The 21,790-nt window shown below is 72.5% G+C and carries 18 protein-coding genes; 9 read left to right on the forward strand and 9 right to left on the reverse strand.

Annotated elements, in window-relative coordinates; translation table 11 throughout:
- Positions 1 to 52 precede the first annotated feature (52 nt).
- From ACFZAM_RS07180 to ACFZAM_RS07190, 3 genes are all read left to right on the forward strand, one after another.
- Positions 53 to 1,357 carry a Bcr/CflA family efflux MFS transporter gene (locus ACFZAM_RS07180; protein WP_391043660.1) on the forward strand — a complete coding sequence of 435 codons (1,305 nt, stop codon included), beginning with the start codon at positions 53 to 55 and terminating at the stop codon, positions 1,355 to 1,357.
- A 71-nt stretch (positions 1,358 to 1,428) separates the two neighbouring features.
- Positions 1,429 to 1,698: a hypothetical protein gene (locus tag ACFZAM_RS07185; protein WP_355334759.1), complete on the forward strand. Its 270-nt coding sequence runs from the start codon at positions 1,429 to 1,431 to the stop codon at positions 1,696 to 1,698.
- The gene (locus tag ACFZAM_RS07190) at positions 1,664 to 2,764 is read left to right on the forward strand and encodes a serine hydrolase (protein WP_391043662.1); all 1,101 of its coding nucleotides are present in this window, start codon (positions 1,664 to 1,666) and stop codon (positions 2,762 to 2,764) included. Before ACFZAM_RS07185 ends, ACFZAM_RS07190 begins: the two co-directional genes overlap by 35 nt.
- Before the next feature lie 110 nt (positions 2,765 to 2,874).
- Here the strand turns inward: ACFZAM_RS07190 and ACFZAM_RS07195 are convergent, their stop codons facing one another.
- Both ACFZAM_RS07195 and ACFZAM_RS07200 read right to left on the reverse strand, forming a co-directional pair.
- Positions 2,875 to 4,152, reverse strand: coding sequence for a beta-propeller fold lactonase family protein (locus ACFZAM_RS07195; RefSeq protein ID WP_355334581.1), 1,278 nt, complete (start codon positions 4,150 to 4,152; stop codon positions 2,875 to 2,877).
- Positions 4,152 to 4,964, reverse strand: coding sequence for a polysaccharide deacetylase family protein (locus ACFZAM_RS07200; protein WP_391043665.1), 813 nt, complete (start codon positions 4,962 to 4,964; stop codon positions 4,152 to 4,154). Before ACFZAM_RS07200 ends, ACFZAM_RS07195 begins: the two co-directional genes overlap by 1 nt.
- A gap of 529 nt (positions 4,965 to 5,493) precedes the next feature.
- On the opposite strand from ACFZAM_RS07200, the gene ACFZAM_RS07205 reads away from it, so the two are divergent.
- Positions 5,494 to 6,195, forward strand: coding sequence for a CDP-alcohol phosphatidyltransferase family protein (locus ACFZAM_RS07205; RefSeq protein ID WP_391044246.1), 702 nt, complete (start codon positions 5,494 to 5,496; stop codon positions 6,193 to 6,195).
- Here ACFZAM_RS07205 and ACFZAM_RS07210 read toward each other — a convergent pair.
- The gene (locus ACFZAM_RS07210; protein WP_355334575.1) at positions 6,173 to 6,631 is read right to left on the reverse strand and encodes an adenylyltransferase/cytidyltransferase family protein; all 459 of its coding nucleotides are present in this window, start codon (positions 6,629 to 6,631) and stop codon (positions 6,173 to 6,175) included. The genes ACFZAM_RS07205 and ACFZAM_RS07210 overlap by 23 nt on opposite strands.
- 218 nt (positions 6,632 to 6,849) lie before the next feature.
- Here ACFZAM_RS07210 and ACFZAM_RS07215 point away from each other — a divergent pair, with 218 nt between their 5' ends.
- The 3 genes from ACFZAM_RS07215 to ACFZAM_RS07225 all read left to right on the forward strand — a co-directional run bounded on the left by ACFZAM_RS07215 (position 6,850) and on the right by ACFZAM_RS07225 (position 11,338).
- Positions 6,850 to 8,166, forward strand: coding sequence for a glycosyltransferase (locus ACFZAM_RS07215; protein WP_391043668.1), 1,317 nt, complete (start codon positions 6,850 to 6,852; stop codon positions 8,164 to 8,166).
- Entirely contained in the window at positions 8,163 to 9,878 is a 1,716-nt protein-coding gene (locus ACFZAM_RS07220; RefSeq protein ID WP_391043669.1) for a lipopolysaccharide biosynthesis protein, read from the forward strand. Before ACFZAM_RS07215 ends, ACFZAM_RS07220 begins: the two co-directional genes overlap by 4 nt.
- A gap of 182 nt (positions 9,879 to 10,060) precedes the next feature.
- On the forward strand, positions 10,061 to 11,338 hold the full coding sequence (locus ACFZAM_RS07225) for a hypothetical protein (RefSeq protein WP_391044248.1): 1,278 nt from the start codon (positions 10,061 to 10,063) through the stop codon (positions 11,336 to 11,338).
- Here the strand turns inward: ACFZAM_RS07225 and ACFZAM_RS07230 are convergent.
- Positions 11,307 to 12,821 carry an O-antigen polymerase gene (locus ACFZAM_RS07230; protein ID WP_355334566.1) on the reverse strand — a complete coding sequence of 505 codons (1,515 nt, stop codon included), beginning with the start codon at positions 12,819 to 12,821 and terminating at the stop codon, positions 11,307 to 11,309. The genes ACFZAM_RS07225 and ACFZAM_RS07230 overlap by 32 nt on opposite strands.
- Positions 12,822 to 12,973: 152 nt before the next feature.
- On the opposite strand from ACFZAM_RS07230, the gene ACFZAM_RS07235 reads away from it, so the two are divergent.
- On the forward strand, positions 12,974 to 14,119 hold the full coding sequence (locus ACFZAM_RS07235; protein ID WP_391043673.1) for a glycosyltransferase: 1,146 nt from the start codon (positions 12,974 to 12,976) through the stop codon (positions 14,117 to 14,119).
- A 138-nt stretch (positions 14,120 to 14,257) separates the two neighbouring features.
- On the opposite strand, the gene ACFZAM_RS07240 is transcribed toward ACFZAM_RS07235, so the two are convergent.
- The 4 genes from ACFZAM_RS07240 to gmd all read right to left on the reverse strand — a co-directional run bounded on the left by ACFZAM_RS07240 (position 14,258) and on the right by gmd (position 19,237).
- The gene (locus ACFZAM_RS07240) at positions 14,258 to 15,082 is read right to left on the reverse strand and encodes a glycosyltransferase family 2 protein (protein WP_355334560.1); all 825 of its coding nucleotides are present in this window, start codon (positions 15,080 to 15,082) and stop codon (positions 14,258 to 14,260) included.
- A 50-nt stretch (positions 15,083 to 15,132) separates the two neighbouring features.
- Complete coding sequence (locus ACFZAM_RS07245; RefSeq protein WP_391043676.1) at positions 15,133 to 15,885, reverse strand: hypothetical protein; 753 nt, start codon at positions 15,883 to 15,885, stop codon at positions 15,133 to 15,135.
- Complete coding sequence (locus tag ACFZAM_RS07250; protein WP_391043679.1) at positions 15,882 to 18,104, reverse strand: LamG-like jellyroll fold domain-containing protein; 2,223 nt, start codon at positions 18,102 to 18,104, stop codon at positions 15,882 to 15,884. The genes ACFZAM_RS07245 and ACFZAM_RS07250 overlap by 4 nt, the downstream gene beginning before the upstream one ends.
- 119 nt (positions 18,105 to 18,223) lie before the next feature.
- The gene (gmd, locus tag ACFZAM_RS07255; protein WP_188285703.1) at positions 18,224 to 19,237 is read right to left on the reverse strand and encodes a GDP-mannose 4,6-dehydratase; all 1,014 of its coding nucleotides are present in this window, start codon (positions 19,235 to 19,237) and stop codon (positions 18,224 to 18,226) included.
- Between the two features lie 95 nt (positions 19,238 to 19,332).
- Here gmd and ACFZAM_RS07260 point away from each other — a divergent pair, with 95 nt between their 5' ends.
- Positions 19,333 to 20,295 (forward strand): GDP-L-fucose synthase, encoded by a 963-nt coding sequence (locus ACFZAM_RS07260; RefSeq protein ID WP_355334550.1) that lies wholly within the window; start codon positions 19,333 to 19,335, stop codon positions 20,293 to 20,295.
- Here ACFZAM_RS07260 and ACFZAM_RS07265 read toward each other — a convergent pair.
- Positions 20,292 to 21,788 carry an exopolysaccharide biosynthesis polyprenyl glycosylphosphotransferase gene (locus ACFZAM_RS07265; RefSeq protein ID WP_391043682.1) on the reverse strand — a complete coding sequence of 499 codons (1,497 nt, stop codon included), beginning with the start codon at positions 21,786 to 21,788 and terminating at the stop codon, positions 20,292 to 20,294. The genes ACFZAM_RS07260 and ACFZAM_RS07265 overlap by 4 nt on opposite strands.
- Between the last annotated feature and the right edge of the window lie 2 nt (positions 21,789 to 21,790).

A 21,790-nucleotide genomic window follows, 5' to 3' on the forward strand; every position in this document is an offset into this window, starting at 1 on the left:
GCGATCACTGGAAGGATAGAGAACGGTTCAACTACCACCTACGGAGAGTGCCGTGCAGGACGCCGGGCCGCCCATACCCGCGCACACCGCTGACATCACCGATGTCACCACCGCCCACACCACCACCCCTACCCCGACCATCGGCACGCAACGCCGTACCGGCCTGCTCGTCACGCTCGTTCTCGGCGGCCTCACCGCGGTGCCGCCGTTGTCGATGGACATGTATCTGCCCGCGCTGCCCCAGGTCACCGACGCCCTGCACAGCACCGCGGCGACGGCGCAGCTCACCCTCACCGCCTGCCTCGCGGGCATGGCGCTCGGCCAGCTCGTGGTCGGGCCGCTCAGCGACCGCTGGGGACGCCGCCGTCCCCTGCTGACCGGCATGGTCATCTACATCCTCGCCACCGCCGTCTGCGCCTTCGCGCCCTCGGCGGGCCTGCTGATCACCTTCCGGCTGATCCAGGGCCTGGCGGGCGCGGCGGGCATCGTCATCGCCCGCGCGGTCGTCCGCGACCTCTACGACGGCGTGGAGATGGCCCGTTTCTTCTCCACCCTGATGCTGATCTCCGGCGTCGCCCCGATCGTCGCCCCGGTGATCGGCGGCCAGATTTTGCGGATCACCGACTGGCGCGGCGTCTTCGCCGTCCTCACCGTGATCGGCGTCCTGCTCACCCTGGTGGTGTGGCGCTGGCTGCACGAGACGCTGCCGCCCGAGCGCCGGCACTCCGGCGGGCTGCTGGGCACCTTCGGCGCGGTCAAGCGGCTGCTCGGCGACCGGATCTTCACCGGGTACGTGCTCTCGGGCAGCTTCGCCTTCGCGGCGCTGTTCACCTACGTGTCCGCGTCCGCCTTCGTCATCCAGGACATCTACGGCGCCTCGCCGCAGACCTTCAGCCTGCTGTTCGGGCTGAACTCCATCGGCATCGTCGGCGTGGGCCAGCTCAACGGCAAGGTGCTGGTCGGCCGGGTCGCGATGGAGAAGATCCTCACGATCGGGCTCGCGCTGATCACCGCCGCCTCGGTGGCGCTGGTGCTGCTGACCACCGGCGTCTTCGGCCGGGCGGGACTGCCCGCCGTCTCCGCCGCGCTCTTCGTGCTGATGGCGTCGATGGGCCTGACCCTGCCCACCGCGAACACGCTGGCGCTGCTGCGCGTCAAGCGGGACGTGGGCTCGGCGTCCGCGCTGGTGGGCACCTCGTCCTTCCTGATCGGCGCCCTCGCGTCGCCGCTGGCCGGAGTGGCCGGTGACGGCACCGCGGTGCCGATGGCCCTCGTGCAGTTGACCTGCGCACTCGTGGCCGTCGCCTGTTTCGTCGGGCTGTGCGTGCGCGGGCGTCGTACCGTGGAGGGACCCTAGGCGGCACGCGGGCCATCAGGCGGCTCGCGGCGCGGACCATCAGGAGGCCCGCGGGCCATCAGGAGGATGCGATGTCCGATACCGCGGACGAGAGCCCCGGAAAGAGCGTGGGCGCGCGTACCGACCGGCTCGCCGAGCCGGGCGACGACGAGCGCACATGGGCGTTCAAGAGCGCCGACAGCTCCCTGCGCACGGGCGCGGAGGGGGCGGCCGACGGCTCGGTGAGCCCCGAGGACCTGGTACTGCTCTCCGGCCGTGAGCCCACGCCGGAACGGATCGAGAAGGCCCGCAGAGCACTGGAGGAACATGGCGCCGCCGCTGTCGAGAGGTACCTGCCCTGAGGCGGGTCTCGACGCCGCAGAGCTGAGCCGTATCGTCCCCGCGCTGGCCGCGTACACGCGCCCGGCGCCCGCGCACCCCTGGTGTGCGGGCGCCGTCGTGCTGGCCGGCCGGGGCAGGACCGTCGCGTTGCACGAGGCGGTCGGCTGGGCGGTGCGCTACGGCGCGTACGACGAGAGCACGGACGTCGGCGTCGAGCTGCCGCCCGGCCAGTGGGTGCCGATGCGCGAGGACACCGTCTTCGACCTGGCCTCGCTCACCAAGCTCTTCACGGCCACCGTCGCGGCCACCCACCTCGACCAGGACCGGGAGGTCGCCGCGTACGTGCCGGAGTTCGGCGCGGCGGGCAAGGGCGCGATCACCGTACGGCAGCTCCTCGACCACACCTCGGGCCTGCGCCCCGAACTGCCCTTCTACGACCGGCCGACGGCGCAGGGCCGGGCGCGGATGCTGTGGGACGAGGAGCCGGTGCACCCGCCGGGCACCCTGCGGGTCTACTCCGACCTGAACCTCATCGCGGTCCAGTACGCGCTGGAGGCCGCCACGGGACGCCCGCTCGCGGTGCTGATCAGCGAGGAGGTCACCGGCCCCCTCGGCATGCTCGACACCGGCTTCAACCCGCCGTCCGCCGCGCTGTCGCGGATCGCGGCCACCGAGGACCAGCGGCGGCCGTGGGGCAGGCTCGACCGCGGCATGGTGCGCGGGAGCGTGCACGACGAGAACGCGTACGCGATGGGCGGGGTCAGCGGGCACGCCGGGCTGTTCTCGACGGCCTGGGACCTGGCGCTGTTCTGCCGGGCGCTGCTCGACCGGGGCGGGCCCTGGGGCGGCTTCGAGACCGACCAGGCGTGGTTCATGGGCGAGTTGGCCGGGCGCGGCGCGTACGGGCACACCGGTTTCACCGGCACGAGCCTCGTGGTCGACCCGGAGAGCGACAGCTTTCTCGTGCTGCTCGCCAACTCCGTCCACCCGACCAGGACCTGGCGCGACGGCAGCGCGCCACGCGCCGCCGCCGCGACCGGACTGGCCAGGGCGATCCTCAAGGCCGGAACCGCGGGGCCCGGGTAGCGGGCCTGCTCAACGCGGGTCGCCCGTGCGGCCGTTGAACATGAGACGCCCGTGGCCGTTCAACGCAGGGCGCCGTGCGGCCGTTCAACGGACGACGCCCGTACGGCCGTTCAGCGGAAGATGCCGGTGTGGCCGAGCGAGTAGCGGCCCGGCTGCGGGTAGACGGCCAGGCCGTGCGGTCCCGAGCCGACCGGGATCTTCGCCAGGGTGCGCCCGTCGGCGGTGTCGATCGCGTACACCTCGCCGTCGTACCGCCCGGACAGCCACAGCACCTTGCCGTCCGCGGACACCCCGCCCATGTCGGGGCTGCCGCCGCCCTCGATGTGCCACTTGCGGACCAGCTTGCCGGTGGCGAAGTCGAGCAGCGAGATCGAGCCCTCGCCGCGGTTGGAGATGTACATCACCTTCGAGTCGCGCGAGACGTACAGGCCGTGCGCGCCCTTGCCGGTGCGCAGCAGCGTCGGCTTGGAGAAGGTGTCGCCGTTCATCACCCACACGCCGTCGGCCATCATGTCGGCGATGTACCAGGTCTTGCCGTCCGGCGAGATCTTCACGTCCTGCGGCATCGCGCCCTCGAACGGCAGCCGCTGCTGGCCGACGACCTTCATCTCCGCCGTGTCGACCTTCAGCAGTTCGCCGGAGAACTCGCAGGACACGATGAAGTACCGGCCGTCGGGCGAGAAGTCCGCGTGGTTCACGCCGTAACAGCTCACCGGCACGGTCTTCTTGACCGCCATCGTGTGCGCGTCACGGAAGACCAGCTCGCGGTCGAGCGACGCCATCACCACCGCGTACTTGCCGTCCGGCGTGAAGTACAGGTTGTACGGGTCGTGCACGTCGACCGTCGGACCCGCCTTGCCGGTGGCCGGGTCGAGCGGGGTGAGGGTGTTGCCGACGTCGTTGTTGACCCACAGCGTCTTCAGGTCCCACGACGGCACCACGTGCTGCGGCTGCTCGCCGACCGGGATCGTCTCGATGACCTTGTACGTCTTCGGGTCGATGACCGAGACCGTGTTGGAGTCGGTGTTCGGCACGTAGACCCGTGAAGGGAAGTTCCGCACCACGGGGGACAGCGCGTTCGGCCGGTCGGCGGCGTAGACGTCCTTCGGGTCGAGCGGCGGCGGCATGCCCGGCAGGCCCTGCCCGGCGGCCGGGACGCGCGGCGCGGACTGCGGTGTCGCCCCGGCAGCGGCTTTGGCGGCCTTGGCGGAGGCGGTCGCGTGCGGGTGCCCGCCGGTGGCCGTCGTACCGCAGCCCGCGGTGAGCACACCGCCCGCGAGTACGGCGACGGTGGCGGCGCCCGCCACGAGGAGCGTGCGGGCGGAGACCGCGGGCGGCCGGGAGTGGCCGGGGGCCGGGTGCGGGGAACGGAACGGGATGCGGCGCATCAGGTCAGCAGCTCCGAGGTCGTGACCGCGCGGAGGCCCCGGCGGTGCAGGTCGTCGAGGATCCCGGGCAGCGCGGCGACCGTGCCGGAGTGCCCGAAGTGCAGGGAGACCACCGAGCCCGCGCGGGCCCGGGCGGCTACCGCGGCGCGCACCCGGTCGGCCCCCGGGTCGGTGTAGTCGAGCGGGTCGACGTCGTACGACAGCACGTGCGGGTAGCCCGCCTCGCGGGCGAGTCTCACCACCAGCGGGGTCGCCATCCGTGCCTGGGACGGGCGGAACCAGCGGCCCCGCGAGCCCGTGAGCTCGGTCAGCCGCCGGGCGCAGCCCTCGATCTCCGCGGTGGCCGCGGCGGCGTCCATCGCGCCGATGTCGCCGTGCGTCTGGGTGTGGTTGCCCAGTTCGTGACCGCCGTCCAGAATCCGGCGGGCGAGCCGCGGATACGTGTCGAGCCAGGCGCCGACCGCCAGCACGGTCACCCGCGCCCCGGCCTTCTCCGCCTCGGCCAGCAGCGCGGTGGCCAGCGCCGGTTCGCCCTGGCCGTGGAAGGTGAGGGCGAGCCGCTCGCGGTCGCGCGGGCCGTGCTCGATCTGGTCGGGCAGGCCGGGCGGCAGCGGCGGCGCGGACGTGGCGGGCTCCCCCGCGGGCGCGTGCGGCGGGGACGAGGGCGCGCCGGTGGGGGCGGGGGACGAGGGCGAGGACGACGTGCCGGGCGCGGGGGCGGGTGCGGCGCCGGACGGACGGCCGTCGGAGCACCCGGCCAGCAGCGCCCCGGACGCGGTCACTTGCAGCAGATTTCGGCGGGAGATGGACATCAGGCATCACCTTATGACGTAACGCCACTTTCGGCCCATGTCGCCGGGCTCGCGTCGCGCGGACTCGCACGGATGAGTCAGTCCGCTGGGCCGCCTGCCATCATGGGCCGACGAAGGCACCGCGCCGCGGTGACCGGGGGGTGGACCGCGGGTGACCGCGAAGAGGTGCGTGGGGGGCTGCGTGGCCGGGACAACGGCGGGGACGGGTGCCGGGACGGACGGCGGCACGGATGCCCGTGCGGGCGACGGCGCCGACACGGGCGCCGCCAGCGGCGTCGGCATGGACGCGGGCGGCGCCCCGGGCGCCGGGACCGCGCCGGGGACATACGGCGACGCGGGCGAAGGTCCGGCCCCCGCGACGAACGGCGGTGCGGGCGAAGGTCCGGCCTCCGGGACGGACGACGGCGCGAGCGCCGGTGCGGGCGAAGGTGTGACCCCCGCGACGGACAGCGGCGCGGGCCCGGTGGTGGCGCGCGGCACGCGTACCGCGCCCGTCCGCGACGCCGGATTCCTGACCGCCGTCCGGCGGCTGCGCGCCGCGCAGAAGACCGCCAAGGGCGTGTCGCTCTACTCCCGTTACGTGAACCGGCCGGTCGGCCGGGTGCTCGCCGCGGGGGCGTACCGGATCGGACTGACGCCCAATCAGGTGACCCTGGTCAGCGCCGTGTTCAGCGGCGCGGCCGTCGCCGCGCTCGCGCTCGGCCGCCCCTCGTGGCCGCTGGCCCTCGCCGTGTGGGCGGGCCTGGTGGTCGGCTTCGCCTTCGACTCCGCCGACGGACAGCTCGCCCGGCTGCTCGGCGCGGGCAGCCCGGCGGGGGAGTGGCTCGACCACGTCGTCGACTGCGCGAAGATCACCGCCGTGCACGCGGCCGTGCTGATCACCTTCTACCGGCACTTCGACCTGCCGGGCGACGGCTGGCTGCTGCTGCCGCTGGGCTTCCAGCTCGCCGCCGTCCTGATCTTCTTCGGCGGCCTGCTCACCGACAAGCTCAAGCCGAAGGAGCCGAAGGAGCCGAAGAGCCAGGGCGCGGCCCCCGCGCCGTCACCCCCGCCCTCACGGCTGCGCGCGGTCGCCCTGCTGCCCGTCGACTACGGCGTCTTCTGCCTGGTCTTCCTGCTGCTCGGCAGCCAGAGCGCCTTCAGGACCGGATACCTGGTCCTCTTCGCCGTGCACGCGCTCTTCCTCGCGGCCTTCCTCACCAAGTGGTTCAGAGAGCTTCGGAGGGTCTGACCGAGGGCTGCGCCGGCTCGGTCAGCACGTCGAGCGCCTTGCGGAGCTGGGTGCTCGACGTGTGCACGGTGTACGGGAAGTAGACGATCTCCACGCCCACCGTCGCGAAGTCCCGCTCCAGACGGCGCCCCTTGTCCGTACCGCGCCAGTCGTCGCCCTTGAACAGCACGTCGAAGCGGACCTGCTGCCAGGTCTCCAGCTTGTCCGGCACCGTCTCGACGAAGGCCGCGTCCACGAAGCGCACACTGCGGACGATCTCCAGCCGCTCCACCAGCGGCACCACAGGACTGCGGCCCTTGGCGAGCTGCGCCATCTCGTCCGAGACGACGCCCGCGACCAGGTAGTCGCACTGGCTGCGGGCGTGCCGCAGGATGTTGAGATGCCCCACGTGGAAGAGGTCGTAGACCCCAGGCGCGTAACCGACCCGATGTGACATAAAACGACCCCCCGGTCGTACGGTGAGCTGTGCGACGCTCCCCAGCGTCGCGGAGTCTCAGACGATAGCCGTGCCGTGTTGCGGTCAAGCGGCGATTAGCGAAAGTACAACCGATGGTAAGCGGGCGTGTGCTCTCCTGGTGAACAGCTAGGGTGGGCACTTGTTCGTCATTGGCGGTCTCTGGGGGGTCTGGGGACGCCGGGGGAAGGGAACACTCCGTGGCTGAGTCCGGCGCGCGCCGCCGTCTGCTGCTGGTCTCCACGAATTACGCGCCTGAGCACGCCGGGATCGGTCCGTACGCGACCCAGATCGCCGAGCACTGGGCGGCGAACGGCGACGAGGTGCACGTCCTGGCCGGTATGCCGCACTACCCGGCCTGGCGGCTCGACCCGGAGTACGCCCGGGTGTGGCGCACCGAGGAGCGGCGCGCCGGGGTCAGCGTGCACCGCCGCAAGCACCTCGTGCCGCCGCGCCAGAGCGCCGTCACCCGCGCCCTGTTCGAGGCCACCGTGCTCGGCCACGGCCTGCTCGCGCCGCCCGCGATGAACCGCCCCGACGCGGTGATCGCCCAGATGCCCAGCCTCGGCGGCGGCCTGGTCGGCGCCCGGATCGCCCGGCGGCACGGCGTCCCGTACATCCCCGTCGTGCAGGACCTGATGGGCGCGGCGGCGGCGCAGAGCGGCATACGCGGCGGCGGCAGGGCGGCCTCCGCGGCCGGCGCGGTCGAGGCGTACGCGCTCAAGCGCGCCACGCTGGTCGGCGTCATCCACGAGAGCTTCGTCGCCAAGGTCGCCGCGATGGGCGTGCCCGAGGAGCGAATACGGCTGGTGCCCAACTGGTCGCACGTCAAGCGCCCGAGCAGGCCGCGCGAGGAGATGCGCGCCAGGCTGGGCTGGCGTCCGGGCCAGACGGTGCTGCTGCACTCCGGGAACATGGGCCTCAAACAGGGCCTCGAAGTGCTCGTCGAGGCCGCGCGCCTCGACCCGGCGCTGCGCGTGGTGCTGATGGGCGACGGCAACCAGCGCGAGCACCTGCGCTCGCTGGCCGGCGGCCTGCCCAACCTGGAATTCGCGCCCCCCGCCGATGACGACGACTTCCCCGACATGCTGGCCGCCGCCGACGCGCTCGCGGTCACCCAGCGCGCCTCCGTGCTCGACATGAGCATCCCCTCCAAGCTCACCTCCTACTTCGCCGCCGGGCGGCCGGTCGTCGCCTCCGTCGCGGCCGAGGGCGGCACCGCCCAGGAAGTGGAACGCTCGGAGGCGGGAATCGTCGTCCCGCCGGAGGATCCGCGTGCACTGCTGGACGTAGTACGCGCTCTGGCCGATGATCCTGGTAGGGCCGACGCGCTGGGGGCGCGCGGGCCCGAGTACGTGGACGCGCATCTCAGCCGCGAGGCGGGTCTCGCGCGGATCGACGCACTGCTCGCGGAGGCGCTGGGGGCGCCCCGCGAGACGCCTCCTGAGGACGGGGAGGCCCGGGAGCCCGGGACGGCCGGGGGAACCGGGGAGATCGAGGGGGCAGTGGGCAAGTGAGCGACACGACGCGCGCCACCGAGGCGCAGGACGAACCGGATCTGCTCCGCGACCAGTTCCGCCAGCTCATCCGCTACCGGGCGCTGATCGTGGCCGGTGTGCTGGTCGGCCTCCTCGGCGGCGCCTGGCTCGCGCTGACCGGCGCCGACTCCTACGCGGCCACCAGCGAGGTACGGATCAGGGCCGCCACAGTCGACCCGTTCGCCACCGGCGCCTCCGCCGACAAGGGCATCGACATCGGCTCCGAGCGGCAGACCGCGGTCAGCAGCACCGTCTCCGACGCGGCGGCGAAGATCGTCAAGGCGCCGGCCGACGCCATGGAGCACTGCCTCCAGGTCACCAACCCGCCCAACACCCTCGTCCTGCGCTTCACGTGCAGCACCGGGAACGCGGCCAAGTCCGCGCTGTGGGTCAACGCCTTCACCAAGGCGTATCTGGAGAACCGGCAGGCGCAGACCAAATCCACCATCAACACGATGGTCAACGGCTACAAGGCCCAGCTCGACCCGCTCAACAAGCAGCGCGACGACCTGCTCAAGCAGATCGACAACACCGTCAACGCCCAGGTGATCAGCGCCCTGACCACCCAGCAGACCAACCTGCTCTCGCGCATCCTCGAACTCAACGGCAACATCAGCGGCCTGCGCGCCCTGGACACCACGCCCGGCTCGATCATCAGGCCCGGTGTGGCGCCCAAGGCCCCCGCGGGTCCCGGACTGCCGATGATGCTCGGCCTCGGCGGCGGCGTCGGTATCGCGCTCGGCCTGCTGGGCGCCTGGGTCAGGCTGGTCTTCGACCCGACCGTCCGCTCCGAGGGCGAGGTCACGCGCACGCTCGGCGCCCCGGTGCTCGGCACGCTGCCGCGCGGCCGCCGCCGGCGCGGCAGCGGCCCCGCGTCGCTGCTCGCCGAGGGGCAGAGCGGCGGACGGCTCGCCGAGGAGTACCGCGCGGTCGGCTTCCGGCTCGCCCACGACAAGCGCTTCGCCGACCGGCGGCGGCTGCTGGTCGTCGCCCCGCGCGGCAGCAGCGACACCGCGGCGGGCGTCGCGGTCAACCTGTCCGCGTCCTTCGCCGAGATGGGCATGGAGGTGCTGCTGGTCGAGGCCGATCTGCGCACCCCGTCGCTGTCGGCCCGGCTGCGCACCGCCGACGGCGGCGCGCGCCCCGGCTGGGCCCGCTCGCCGGGCCTCGGCGAGGGCGGCTGGCCCGCCGGGCTGCAAGTCTCCATCGACGCGGGCGAGTCCGGCTCCTTCGACCTCGTGCCCGGCCGCCGGGTGCGCAATGTGGCCCGCGCGCTCACCTCGGCCCCGGCCACCAGGCTCTTCTCCGAGGCCGACACCCCCGGCGCCGCCGTGGTCGTACTGGCCCCCGCGGTCCTCGCCTACGCCGACGCGCTGGCGCTCGCCGACCGGGTCGACGGCGTGGTCGTGGTCTGCGACCCGCGCGAGGTGCACCGCGCCGACCTCGTCCGCGTCCGCGAGCTGGTCAACGCGGCGGGCGGCGCCGTACTCGGCGTGGTCCTGCACTCGGCCGCGGAGACCGGTGGCGGGCGCCGCTTCCGCCTCGGCCGCCGCAGGGCCGCCACCGGCCGCACGGGGAGCGGCGGTTCCGCCGGTGGCGGCGGGATACCGCAGCAGCCCCGGCACCACGACGGGGAGCCGTCCGCCCAGTCCCACAGCCCGGCCGCTCCGGAACGACACCCGGTCCCTTGACGGGCCCCGACCCGCGGCGCCCCGTCACCCACCCGGTCACGACGGCGGCCGTGGGCCCCGGGGCCGAGTTCGCGTACGGCGGCCCGCCCGATCCCCCGGGCGGCTCAGCGCCGTCCGGCCCGACCGACGCGTCGGCGGACGGCGACGACGAGTCCGGCGACCCGGCCGGGTCCGGCACGTCCATGGGCGGTCCCGGCACCAAGGCCGCCATCATCAGCTCGGTGGCCGACCAGGGCGTCGCCGCCTTCACCAACATCATCGTGCTCGTCGTGGCCGCCCGGCTGTCCAGCGCCGCCGGATTCTCCGTGTTCTCCATGGTCTACATGGTGTTCACGGTGCTGCTGGGCGTCGGCGTCTCCTACGTGGGACAGGCGCTGGTGCTGGAGCGCGGCGCCGCGCAGGTGCGGGCGGCCTGCCGCAGCGCGGCCACCTTCACCGCCGTGGCGTCCACCGTGATCGGCTTCTCGATGGCCGCGGGGCTCGCCTTCGTGCCCGGCGGCACCGCGCGGGGCCTGGCGGTCCTCGGCCTGGTGCTGCCGATCGTGCTCACCCAGGACGGCATGCGGTACTGCTTCTCCGCCCTGCGGCTGCCGCACTACGCGCTGGCCGCCGACACCGTACGACTGGCCGTCGCCGTACCGGCGCTGGCCATGCAGCCGCACGGCGCGGGCGCGGTCCGGCTCGTCGCCGTCTGGGGCGTGTCCGCCGTGCCCGCGCTGCTCGTGGGCGCCGCCCTGCTGTGGCCGAAGGTCAAGGGCGCGCCGGTGGACCTGCGTAAATTCGTCCGCCGCGGGCACCTCGGGCAGCGCTTCGTCATCGAGTTCGGCGTCGGCAACGCCACCAGTCAGCTCGCGGTCGTCGGCCTCGGCCTGTTCGCCGCGCCGCTGGCCGTCGGCGCCCTGCGCGGCGCCACCACGCTCTTCGGCCCGATGAACGTGCTCTTCAACTCCGCGACCGCCTTCGGGCCGCCGCTGCTCAACCGGGTCCGCGGCTCCGACGACAAGGTGCGCGCGACCGCCGTCCTCGCCACCGTCCTCGCCTGGATCGCGGTGTCCTGGACGGTCGTGCTGATGCTGCTGCCCGCCCATGTGGGCCGCCAACTGCTCGGTGACACCTGGGCGTCGTCGTCCGCGCTGCTGGCCGCCTCCGGCAGCCAGTACGCGTGCATCGCGCTGGGCACCAGCGCCCTGCTGACGCTGCGCGTGCTGCGGCCCCGCGCCACGCTGCCGATCCAGGTGGTCTTCTCGCTCGCGTCCGTGGTCTTCATGCTCGCCGGCTACCAGTGGGACGGCGTGATGGGCGCCGCCTGGGGCCTGGCCCTGGGCTCCGCGCTCAAGGCGGTGGCGCTGTGGCTGCGGATCGTCGCCGTCAAGCGCGCGCCCGCCGCCGCCACCGACCCTCAGGCGCCGGACGCCTCCGCCGAGGGCGTCACCGCAGGATCTTCCGCCGGTCCGCGCTGAAGGTCGTCACCAGCAGCAGGCACACCGCCGCGATGCCGATCCGGCCCGACGCCTGGAGCAGCGGGCCGCGCAGCAGGATGAAGGAGTAGCCGCACACCAGCGGGATCACCACGGCCATCACCGTGCCGGGGCGGCCGTCCTCCAGCGTGCGCTGGGCGTATCTGCGGTCGCCGCGGGCGCAGAAGTAGCCCAGCAGCAGGAAGCCGCCGGTCATGCCGACCGGGCCGAAGTCCAGCCACAGCTCCGCCCACAGCGGCGACGACAGGTTGGTGTTGGTCATGCCCATCCACTGGCCGACCTGCACACCGGAGTCCAGCGGCTTGCCGTGCCAGATCGAACGCGGCACGAAGAAGAAGACGTCCGCCGCGAGCTGCCGCCCGTGGGAGTGGCCCTCGCCGGACTGCACGAAGGTGATGGTGTTCGCGAACATCCCGATCTGGTCGTAGTCCTTGAGCGTCAGCGGCTCCAGCGCCGACGTCGTCTCCACCGGGTGGTAGCCGCCCGAGTCGTACCGGAAGCGGTCGAGGAACGGGAAGAGCAGCAGGGCCGCCACCACGCCCGTCACCAGGGCCGTGCGGTACATCACCGGGCTCTTGGGGAAGGCCGTGAACAGCAGCGAGAACACGACGGTCAGGAACCAGTACCGCGGGTTGGAGATCGGGTTGTTCACGATCACGTTGATCAGCACCAGGCCGGTGAGCGCGGCGATGGCCAGCGGCCTGCGGCGGGCGATCCGGGACGTGATCATCCAGCGGATCAGGAAGAGCATGGCCAGCAGCGCCGGTACGGTGCCGAAGCCGCGGATGAAGGCCGAGCCGACATGGCTGTCGCCGCCGCTGCCCGCGAGACCGCTGGCCTGCACCGACTCGCTGATGCCCTGACGGCTGGAGAAGAAGACGGTCGGGCCGCCGAGCTTCATGATGCACAGCGCGCTGCCGAGGTACGCGACCACGATCAGCAGCCACAGGCGGCGCCGCGACACGGACGCCTGCGGGCGGGCCTTGCGGATACGGGCCGCCGGGCGGTGCCGGGCCAGCAGCGCGCCGACGTCGAAGGCCACGCAGCCGATCAGGACGAGCGTGATCGCCGTCGTCGTGTCGGAGCGCGGGCCCACCACCGGCGTCGGGACCTGCCCGATGACCGCCTGCGCCAGCGGGGCCACGCCCATCGCCACGTACACGAACAGCCAGAACGCGCCCTGGATCAGCCGCCGTCGCCGGGTCAGCACCATCGCCGCCAGCCGGCCGCCGCCGTACACCGTCAGCGTCAACTGGAGCCAGTACGCGGTGTCCCGCACGCCCGTGCCGGGCTGGGCCGCCACGTACGCGGGCAGGAACCCCACCAACGCGATGACCAGCGGCACCGCCAGCGCCCGCGACAGCGCCGCCCGCGGCACCGACGTCGTGGCCTGCGCCTCGTCCGGACCGGGCCGCTCCAGCGGCCCGCCCGCACCGGCCTGGTCCTGTGCCACGTCCAGGGCCATGGCCCACCCCCTTCATGCTCCCCGCGCCGAGTCTATGGCCTCCGGCCGGGAGGATCAGGGCGTCCGGGGCCGGAAGTGCCCCGATGAGGGTTCGGTGTCGATAATGTGAACCCGAGGCGCGGGGGCGCCGAAAAACAGGGGTGGGGAGTCATATGAAGGTGCTGCATGTCGTCACGCTGCATACGCCGACGAACGACTTCGGCGGCCCGACACGGGTGGCGCTGAATCTGTCCAAGGGCCTGCGGGCCCAGGGTGTCGACGCCCGGATCGCGACGCTGGGCGACGGCTTCACGGGCCCGCTGCCGACGGAGCTGGAGGGCGTGCCGTCGTTCGTGCACCAGGCGCGCCACGTGCTGCCGTTCGAGGTGAGCGGCATCACGTCGCCGGGGCTGCTGGCGAAGGCGCGCCGGATGGTGAAGTCGGCGGACGTGGTCCATGTGCACCTGATGCGGGACCTGATCACGCTGCCGTTCGCGCTGGTCGCGCTGGAGGCCGGGGTGCCGCTGGTGATCCAGACGCACGGCATGATCGACCCGACGGAGAAGCTGTTCGCGAAGGCCGTCGACGTCCTGGGCATGAAGCGGGTGCTGCGCAAGGCGGACGCGATCTTGCACCTGACGCGGATGGAGCGCGACGGTGTGCAGGCGGTGGTGCCCGACACCCCGCTGACCACCTTCCACCGGCTGGTCAACGGCGTGACGTTGCAGGACCGCAGGCCCGCGCGGGCCGACCGCCCGCCGACCGTGCTCTATCTGGCGCGGGTGCAGAAGCGCAAGCGCCCCGAGGACTTCGTGTCGGCGATGCCCGTGGTGCTGGCCAAGTACCCGGACGCGCGCTTCGTGCTGGCGGGCCCCGACACCGGCGATCTGACCGGCCCCATGCGGGAGCTGGCGGCGAAGCTGGGCGTGGCGGACTCGCTGGAGTGCGTCGGCGCGCTCGGCCACGAGCAGGTGCTGGAGCAGCTCAGGAAGTCCGATGTGTACGTGCTGCCGTCGGTGGTCGAGCCGTTCGCCGTCTCGATCCTGGAGGCGATGTCGGTCGGCCTGCCCGTGGTGGTGACCCGGACCGGCGGCCTGTCGCCCGACGTCGAGGCGGCGGGCGCGGGGCGGATCACCGACAGCGACCCCGACGCGGACAACGGCCCGCTGGTCGGCCAGGCGATCCTGGAACTGCTCGACCCGGCCGCCAACGAGGAGGCGTCGGACGCCGCCTGGCGGCTCATCCGCGACCGCTTCTCCATCGGCGCCGTCGTCGACACGCTCATGGAGGTGTACGGGGGCGTCACCCGCGCCGGGTGACGCCCCCGCGTGCGCTTCCGGACCCCGGGTCCCGGAGCGCGGTCCGCGGGCCGGCCCCGGGAGGACCGGGGCCGGCCTCGGGCGGCGCGATCAGCGACCGCGGGTCACGGCCGACCGCGGGTCACGGCCGACCGCGGTTCAGGGCTTGCGCCCCTCCCGCGTCTTGAGGCCGATCTGCCAGCGGTAGAAGCTCATGGCGAGCGCGTAGTCGAAGCCCGCCCGGCCGTCGAGGAAGCCGCGCTTGTAGACGTAGGCGTAGGTGAAGGACACCAGCGGCTTGAACGGCGCCTTGTGGAAGAGCTGGCCCTGGCGGGTCTTGACCTGCCGGATCTCCTCCTTCACCCGGGGGTTCAGCTCCAGCCACGCCTCCCAGTCGGAGTAGCGGTTGTGCCGCTCGAACCAGGTGCGCACCGGGTCGAGATCCTCGTGCTCGATCGGTGAGCGCAGCCGGGCGGCCGACGGCGCGACCGGCTGGTAGTGGCCCTCCTGCTCGCCCATGCCGGGCGCTTCGAGGTCGCCGACCTCGGGGAAGTGGCAGCGGGTGCGGTCCAGCAGCGCGCGCTTGACGATGGTGTAGCCGTGCCGCAGCCGCCGTCCCGCGAACCAGTAGCCCAGCGGGATGTCGAAGGCGGCCACCGACGGCGGCCCGGCCGCGAAGGCGGCCTTCAGCTCGGCCAGCAGCTCGGGGCTCGGCGTCTCGTCGCCGTCGAGGAAGAGCAGCCAGGGGATCTCGGTGCGCACATGGTCCAGACACCACTGCTTCTTCTTGGGGTACTTGCCGTCCCACGCGTACTCGACGATCTCCGCGCCGAGGCCCTCGGCGATCTTGCAGGTGTCGTCGGTGCTGGCCGAGTCGACCACCACCACGGCCTCGACGTGGTCGATGACCGACGACACCGTACGGGCGATGTTCTCCGCCTCGTTCTTGGTCGGTATCGCCACCACGATCGGGAGCTTGCTCATGCGGTCCCTCCGTTCATCTCGGTCTCGTCCTGCGGCTCACGGCGCATCGCTCACCCCGTGCCCGCGAGCCACACGTAGCAGCCGCTGGAGGTGACGCCGCGCGCGGCGGCGGGGACGGTCATCCGGGCGCCGCTGCCGGCCGACAGGGTGCCGTTCGAGCTGGTCACCCGCCAGGTGCAGTGCGTCGACGGGTGCGGCGCGCGGTAGGTGCCGGGCGCGACCGACGTGCCGGGGACGGCCTTCGCCGCCACCGTGAACGTCCCGTCGGCGAAGCCCCGCGCGGCGGCGTCGATCACCGGCTGCTGGTCGGGGCAGAGGCTGCGGACGGCCGCCGCCGCGCCGGACCCGCTGATGTCGCCGGTGACGATCGCCCCGGCCGCCGCGTCCTTGTCGATCTTCGCGGTACGGGTCAGCCGGTCGCAGATCTCCTGGCCGCCCTCGAGGACGGCCACCGGGTCGGTGCCCTTGGGCACCCGCCCCGACAGATACGACTTCTGGGGCTTGCTGAAGGTCCCGCCGCCGGGCGGGGTGAGCTGCGCGTCCGGCACCTTCGGGGCGTCGGCCGCGGAACCCGGCGCCTCGGTGCTGTCGTCCGAACCGGCACCGGCGTCGGGGCTCGTGGTCGCGGACGGTTCCGAAGTGCCGCCCGTGGCCGTCGCGGAGACGCCGGGCGACGCCTTCGCGTCGTTCCTCGCCGTGTCGTGGCCGCCTCCGCCACCCCCGCCGCCGCAGGCGCCGAGCAGCACCGCCGCCGCCGTCACGAGGACGGCGGCGGCAGTGGCGGAGCGGTGTTTCCGGGTCACCCGGCGGTCCCGAGCGCGTACTGGTTCGCGATCTGGGCCGGGCTGAGGACCGTCGGGAAGACGGCCGCCTCGTCGATCGAGCCGGCGAAGAACTGGCTCTTCGGCTGGGAAGGCCAGCCGTTCAGGTTGTCGCCGCCGACCCGCCAGAAACCGTCGTAGTTCTGGCTGGTGGTGACGGTGGCGTCACTGCCCTTGAGGACGCCGTCCACGTACAGCCGCATCCCGTTCGCCCCCTGCGTGGCGACGACCTGGTGCCAGTTGCCGTCGTTGTAGCCGCCGGTGGGCGTGGAGACGATGCGGGTGCTGCCGGTGTAGGCGCCGAAGATGAGCTGACCGCTGTCGGTCATGTAGACGTGCTTGTCGTAGTTGCCGCTGGTCTCGGTCGCCAGGTTCCCGAAGCCGATCAGCTTGCCGCCGGAGGTCGTGGTGGTCTTGAACCACGTCTCGACGCTGTACGCGGACGGTGTGGGGTGCGAGCGGTCGCTGTACGTCCACTGGGTGGAGCCGTTGAAGGTGTACGCCTTCGAGCCGGGCACCGCGCCCGGCGAGACGGCGTGCACCGGGCCGCCGACGCTGATCCCGCTGTCGTCGGCCGCGGAGGCGTCCGCGTTGTACGAACCGGCGGCGGCGTCGTAGCGCCAGTACAGATTCGCGCCGTCGGCGAGGACCTGCGTGGCGTACGGCTCGGCCGTGGCCGGGACGGTGGCCGCCGCGTTCGGCGACTGGGCGCTGGTGTTGACGCCGTCACTGGCCGACACCCGGTAGGTGTACTTCACGCCGGGCGTGACATTGGTGTCGGTGAACGTGATCTGCGGGCGGATCCAGGGCTTGGAGTCGCCGCTGACCGTGTAGACGGGGGTGGCCGCGCCGTTGCGGTACACGTTGTAGATCAGCGTGCCGTCGTCGTTGTCGGTGCTCGACTGCCAGGTCACCTTCACCGCACTGGGGTCGATGCTGCTCACCGCGGTCTGCGGCAGCGTCGGGGCGCCGGTGTCGGGGCCGTCGGCGAAGCGGGTCAGGCCCTGCTGCGCGCCGCCGTTGACGGTGGTGAACTCGCCGCCGACCCACATGTAGTCGTGGCCGCCGGACGACGAGATCGCCATCACGCGCGGGCCGATCTTCTCGCCGATCCCGTCGTTGGTGTCGGGGTACCACGACAGCAGGTGCGGGTCGGTGACCGACTCGGCGACCAGGTGCTTGCGCGTCGAGTTGGGGAATTCGCCCATGCTGGAGCAGTCGTGGGCGTGCGAGCCGCTGTAGAGCACGGTGCCGTGGACCACCAGGCTCTGCGTGGCGCCCAGGCAGGTGTCCCGCCAGATCTGGTTGAAGTCGGTGAGGCTGAGCGCCACCCGGCCGTCGAACACGCCGCCGCCGGTGCCCTCGTTGGCGGTGTAGAAGGCGTTGCTCGCCGGGTCCACGATGATCGACTTCGTCACCGAGGTCGCGTCGAGGAACCCGGGCGGGTACGCCTTGGTCAGCGCGCCGGTCGTGGTGTCGACCACGGCGAGCGAGTGCGAGTAGGTGCCGCCGACGTAGTTGAAGTCACCGCCGATGATGGCGTTCTGGCCGTCCGGGGTGATCGCCAGCGCCCGGCCCGGCAGGTCGGCGTTGGGCGACCACGGCAGCAGGGCGCCCGCGGTGTTCACCGCGGCGAACTTGCCACGGGACTGGCCGCCGACCGACGTGAAGTCGCCGCCGAAGTACACGGCGTCCGAGGTCGCGGCGATGGTGCGCACCGTGCCCGAGGCCGCCGGGTGGAAGGTCGTGCTGACCGCGCAGGTGGCCAGGTTGATCGCGGCCAGGCTGCTCACCCCGACGCCGTTGACCGCGCCGAAGAAGCCGCCCGCGTAGAGCGTCTGGCCGTCGGGCGAGACGGCCAGCGCGCGCACGGTGGCGTTGTTGGAGCCCACCGTGAAGTTGAGCTGGCAGCCGGTGGGCGCGCCGGTCGCGGCGTCGAAGGCCGCGAAGTTCGCGACGGACGTCTCGTTGGTCCCGGCCGCGGACCCGGCGGGCCGGATCGCGGAGAAGGTGCCCCCTGTGTAGACCACGCCGTTCGCCTGGGCCATGGCCCACACGATCCCGTTGGTCTGGTACGTGCTGAGATTGTCGGCGGTGATGCCGACCGGTGGTTGGAGCGCGGTCGCCGATGGCGACGACATCACTCCCAGCGTCGCGGCTGCCAGCAATATGGCAGCCGAGAACACCGGCAATTTACGCATGAGTTGCCCCCCAGGCCCCTGATGTGTTGCAACGGCCGATACGGCCGTCGTGATGCACGGCAGAGTAGGGGGTTCCGCTTAGCCCGGTCTGCCTTTTTGACGAATAAAGTGACATCACATCATCTGTCGATGCGAATCGTGGCCCCCGACAACTGGTCCGCCACCTGTCGGATGTCCGCGTCGACCATGATCCGGGCCAGCTCCGCCACCCTGACCTGCGCCTTCCAGTCCAGCAGGTCCCGTGCCTTGCTCGCGTCGCCGATGAGCGCGTCGACCTCGCTGGGCCGCTCGTATTTCGGGTCGTACCGGACATGCTCGGCCCAGTCCAGACCCGCGTGCTCGAAGGCCACCTCGAGGAACTGCCGTACGGTCGCGGCCTCGCCGGTCGCCACCACGTAGTCCTCCGGCTCGTCGCGCTGGAGCATCCGCCACATCGCGTCCACGTACTCCGGCGCGTAGCCCCAGTCGCGCACCGCGTCCAGATTGCCCAGGTAGAGCCGGTCCTGGAGGCCGGCCTGGATACGCGCGATGGCGCGGGTGATCTTGCGCGTGACGAAGGTCTCACCGCGCCGCGGGGACTCGTGGTTGAACAGGATGCCGTTGACGGCGTACATCCCGTACGCCTCGCGATAGTTCACCGTCGCCCAGTAGGCGAAGACCTTCGCGCAGCCGTACGGGCTGCGCGGGTGGAACGGGGTGCGCTCGTTCTGCGGCGGCGGGGCGGCGCCGAACATCTCCGAGGACGACGCCTGGTAGATCCGCGCCTCGATGCCGCTCGCCCGCAGTGCCTCCAGCAGCCGCAGCGCGGACAGGCCGGTGACGTCCCCGGTGTACAGCGGCGCGTCGAAGGAGACCCGCACATGGGACTGCGCGCCCAGGTTGTAGATCTCGTCCGGCCGCAGGTCACGCAGCAGGCTCACCAGCGCGATGCCGTCGGTGAGATCCGCGTGATGCAGCACGAAGGAGCGGTTCTTCTCCTGGGGGTCCTGGTAGATGTGGTCGATCCGTTCGGTGTTGAACGTCGACGAGCGGCGCACGAGGCCGTGCACGGTGTAGCCCTTGGACAGCAGCAGCTCCGCGAGATACGAGCCGTCCTGGCCGGTGACGCCGGTGATGAGCGCGGTCTTGCCCATGTGAGTCCCCCCAACTGGTCGGGTTGTGCTGTATTTCGTACGTAAAGATGGGTTGGCACCCGATCGGGTGAAGTGTGCTGGCAGAATGCCGTTCCATGACAGACCTACTGCCGGACGCGGCCCGGATCTTCGTCGCGGGCCACCGCGGCCTCGTCGGCTCCGCCGTGGCCCGCCGCCTCACCGCCGACGGCCACCAGGTGCTCACCCGGGGCCGCGCGGAACTGGACCTGCGGGACGCGGCGGCGACCGCCGCGTATCTGCGCGACATCCGGCCCGACGCGGTGGTGCTCGCGGCGGCCAAGGTCGGGGGGATCATGGCCAACTCGACCTACCCCGTGCAGTTCCTTGAGGACAACCTCCGGATCCAGCTCAGCGTCGTCGCCGGGGCCCACGAGGCGGGCGTCGCCCGCCTGCTCTTCCTCGGCTCCTCGTGCATCTACCCCAAGCTGGCCCCGCAGCCGATCCACGAGGACGCGCTGCTCACCGGCCCCCTGGAGCCGACCAACGAGGCGTACGCGCTCGCCAAGATCGCCGGCATCGTCCAGGTGCAGTCCTACCGCAAGCAGTACGGCGCCTCGTACATCTCCGCGATGCCCACCAACCTCTACGGCCCCGGCGACAACTTCGACCTCGCCACCTCGCACGTGCTGCCCGCCCTCATCCGCCGCTTCCACGAGGCCGAGCGGGACGGCGCGGCCGAACTGACCCTGTGGGGCAGCGGCACACCGCGGCGCGAATTCCTGCACGTGGACGACCTCGCGGCGGCCTGCGCGCTGCTGCTGCGGGTCTACGACGGCGCCGAGCCGGTCAACGTCGGCTGCGGCGAGGACCTGACCATCCGCGAACTGGCCGAGACCGTCAGGGACGTCGTCGGCTACCGCGGCACGATCGGCTGGGACACCACAAAACCCGACGGCACGCCACGCAAGCTGCTCGACGTGTCCCGTCTTCAGGCGCTCGGCTGGCGGCCGGAGATCGCGCTGCGGGACGGGATCGCCGCGGTGTACGCGGACTGGCGGGCGACCGCCGGGTCTGTGGCCGGAACAGTGACTCACTAGTACGCCCCGCGTCCGTCGACCACGGCCCGCAGGGTGCGGGCCATCACATCCGCGTCGCCCGAGAGCGACCAGTTGTCGACGTACCGCAGATCGATCGCGAGGGTCTCGTCCCAGGACAGCTCCGACCTGCCGCTGACCTGCCACAGACCCGTGATGCCCGGCTTGACCGCGAGGCGCCTGACCTCCACCTCGTTGTACCGCGCCACCTCGTCGGGCAGCGGCGGACGCGGGCCGACCATCGACATCTCGCCGCGCAGCACGTTCACGAGCTGCGGCAGCTCGTCCAGCGACAGCCGCCGCAGCAGCCGCCCGACGCGGGTGACCCGGGGGTCACGGCGCATCTTGAACATCAGGCCGTCGTTCTCGTTCGACCCGTGCAGATCGGGCTTGCGCTGCTCCGCGTCGACCACCATCGTGCGGAATTTCCACATGGTGAACGGCACACAGCCCTGCCCGTACCGGATCTGCCGGTGGAAGGCCGGGCCCTGCGAGGTCAGCCGGACCGCCGCCGCCACCAGGCCGAAGACCGGGGAGAGCAGCAGGAGTCCGAGCCCCGCGCCGACCCGGTCGAGGGCCGACTTGAGCACCGGCTGGACGCCGCGCCTGGACGGCGGGGCGATGTGCAGCATGGCCAGGCCCGCGGGCGCGTCCAACTGCACCCGGCGCACGGCCACATCGATCAGCCCCGGCAGCACCGCGAGCGGCAGGCCCGCGTCGTGCAGCGACCAGGACAGCCTGCGCAGCCGTTCCGCGGACAGCCGCGGTCCCGGCGCCACCAGGACCAGCTCCGCCCCGTGGTCACGGGCGGCGCCGAGCACGATGCCCGCGTCCTCGGCGAGACCGGACGGCGCGACCGCGCCGAGCCGTGCGGTGACCGGGGCCCCGCACTCCAGCTTGGCGTTGCCCACCGGGACCACCCCGACCACCACATACGCGTGTTCGGTACGGGCCGCGAGGTGGCCCACCACATGGTCGGCGGAGCTCGGCTCGCCGATGACCAGCACCCTGCGCACGGCGTGGGCCTCGCGCCGGGCGGCGATCAGGTGGTGGTGGGTGAGCATCCGGCAGGCCGCCGTCAGCACGGGACCGGCGGTCAGCCCGGCCAGCGCGTACGACGGTTCCGCCACCTGATCGAAGGCGGTCCTGAGCACGGCGAGCACCCCGAGCAGCATCAGCCAGTCCCGGAGCACCGCCCCGGCGCCGCGGTGCTCGCCGAGGACGTCCGCCGCGTAACGCCGCCTGACCGCCTGGACACCGACCCAGGCGAGCGCCGCCACGGCGGCGCAGACCAGCGGGTGCGGCTGGCCGGTGGCATGGAAGATCGCCGCGACCGGGAACGCGATCCCGAGCACGTCGACGGTGAGCGCGAGCGGCAGATACCACCGCGCCTTGTCACTGAACCTGCCGTGCCCGCCGTAAGGGCCGGGCGCGGCGAGGGCACCGGTGGAACCCGATGCCCTCCTGCCGAACGCGTGCGCGGCTTTCGCGCGCACGG

Source organism: Streptomyces sp. NPDC008079 (assembly GCF_042957385.1).
Lineage (GTDB): Bacteria > Actinomycetota > Actinomycetes > Streptomycetales > Streptomycetaceae > Actinacidiphila.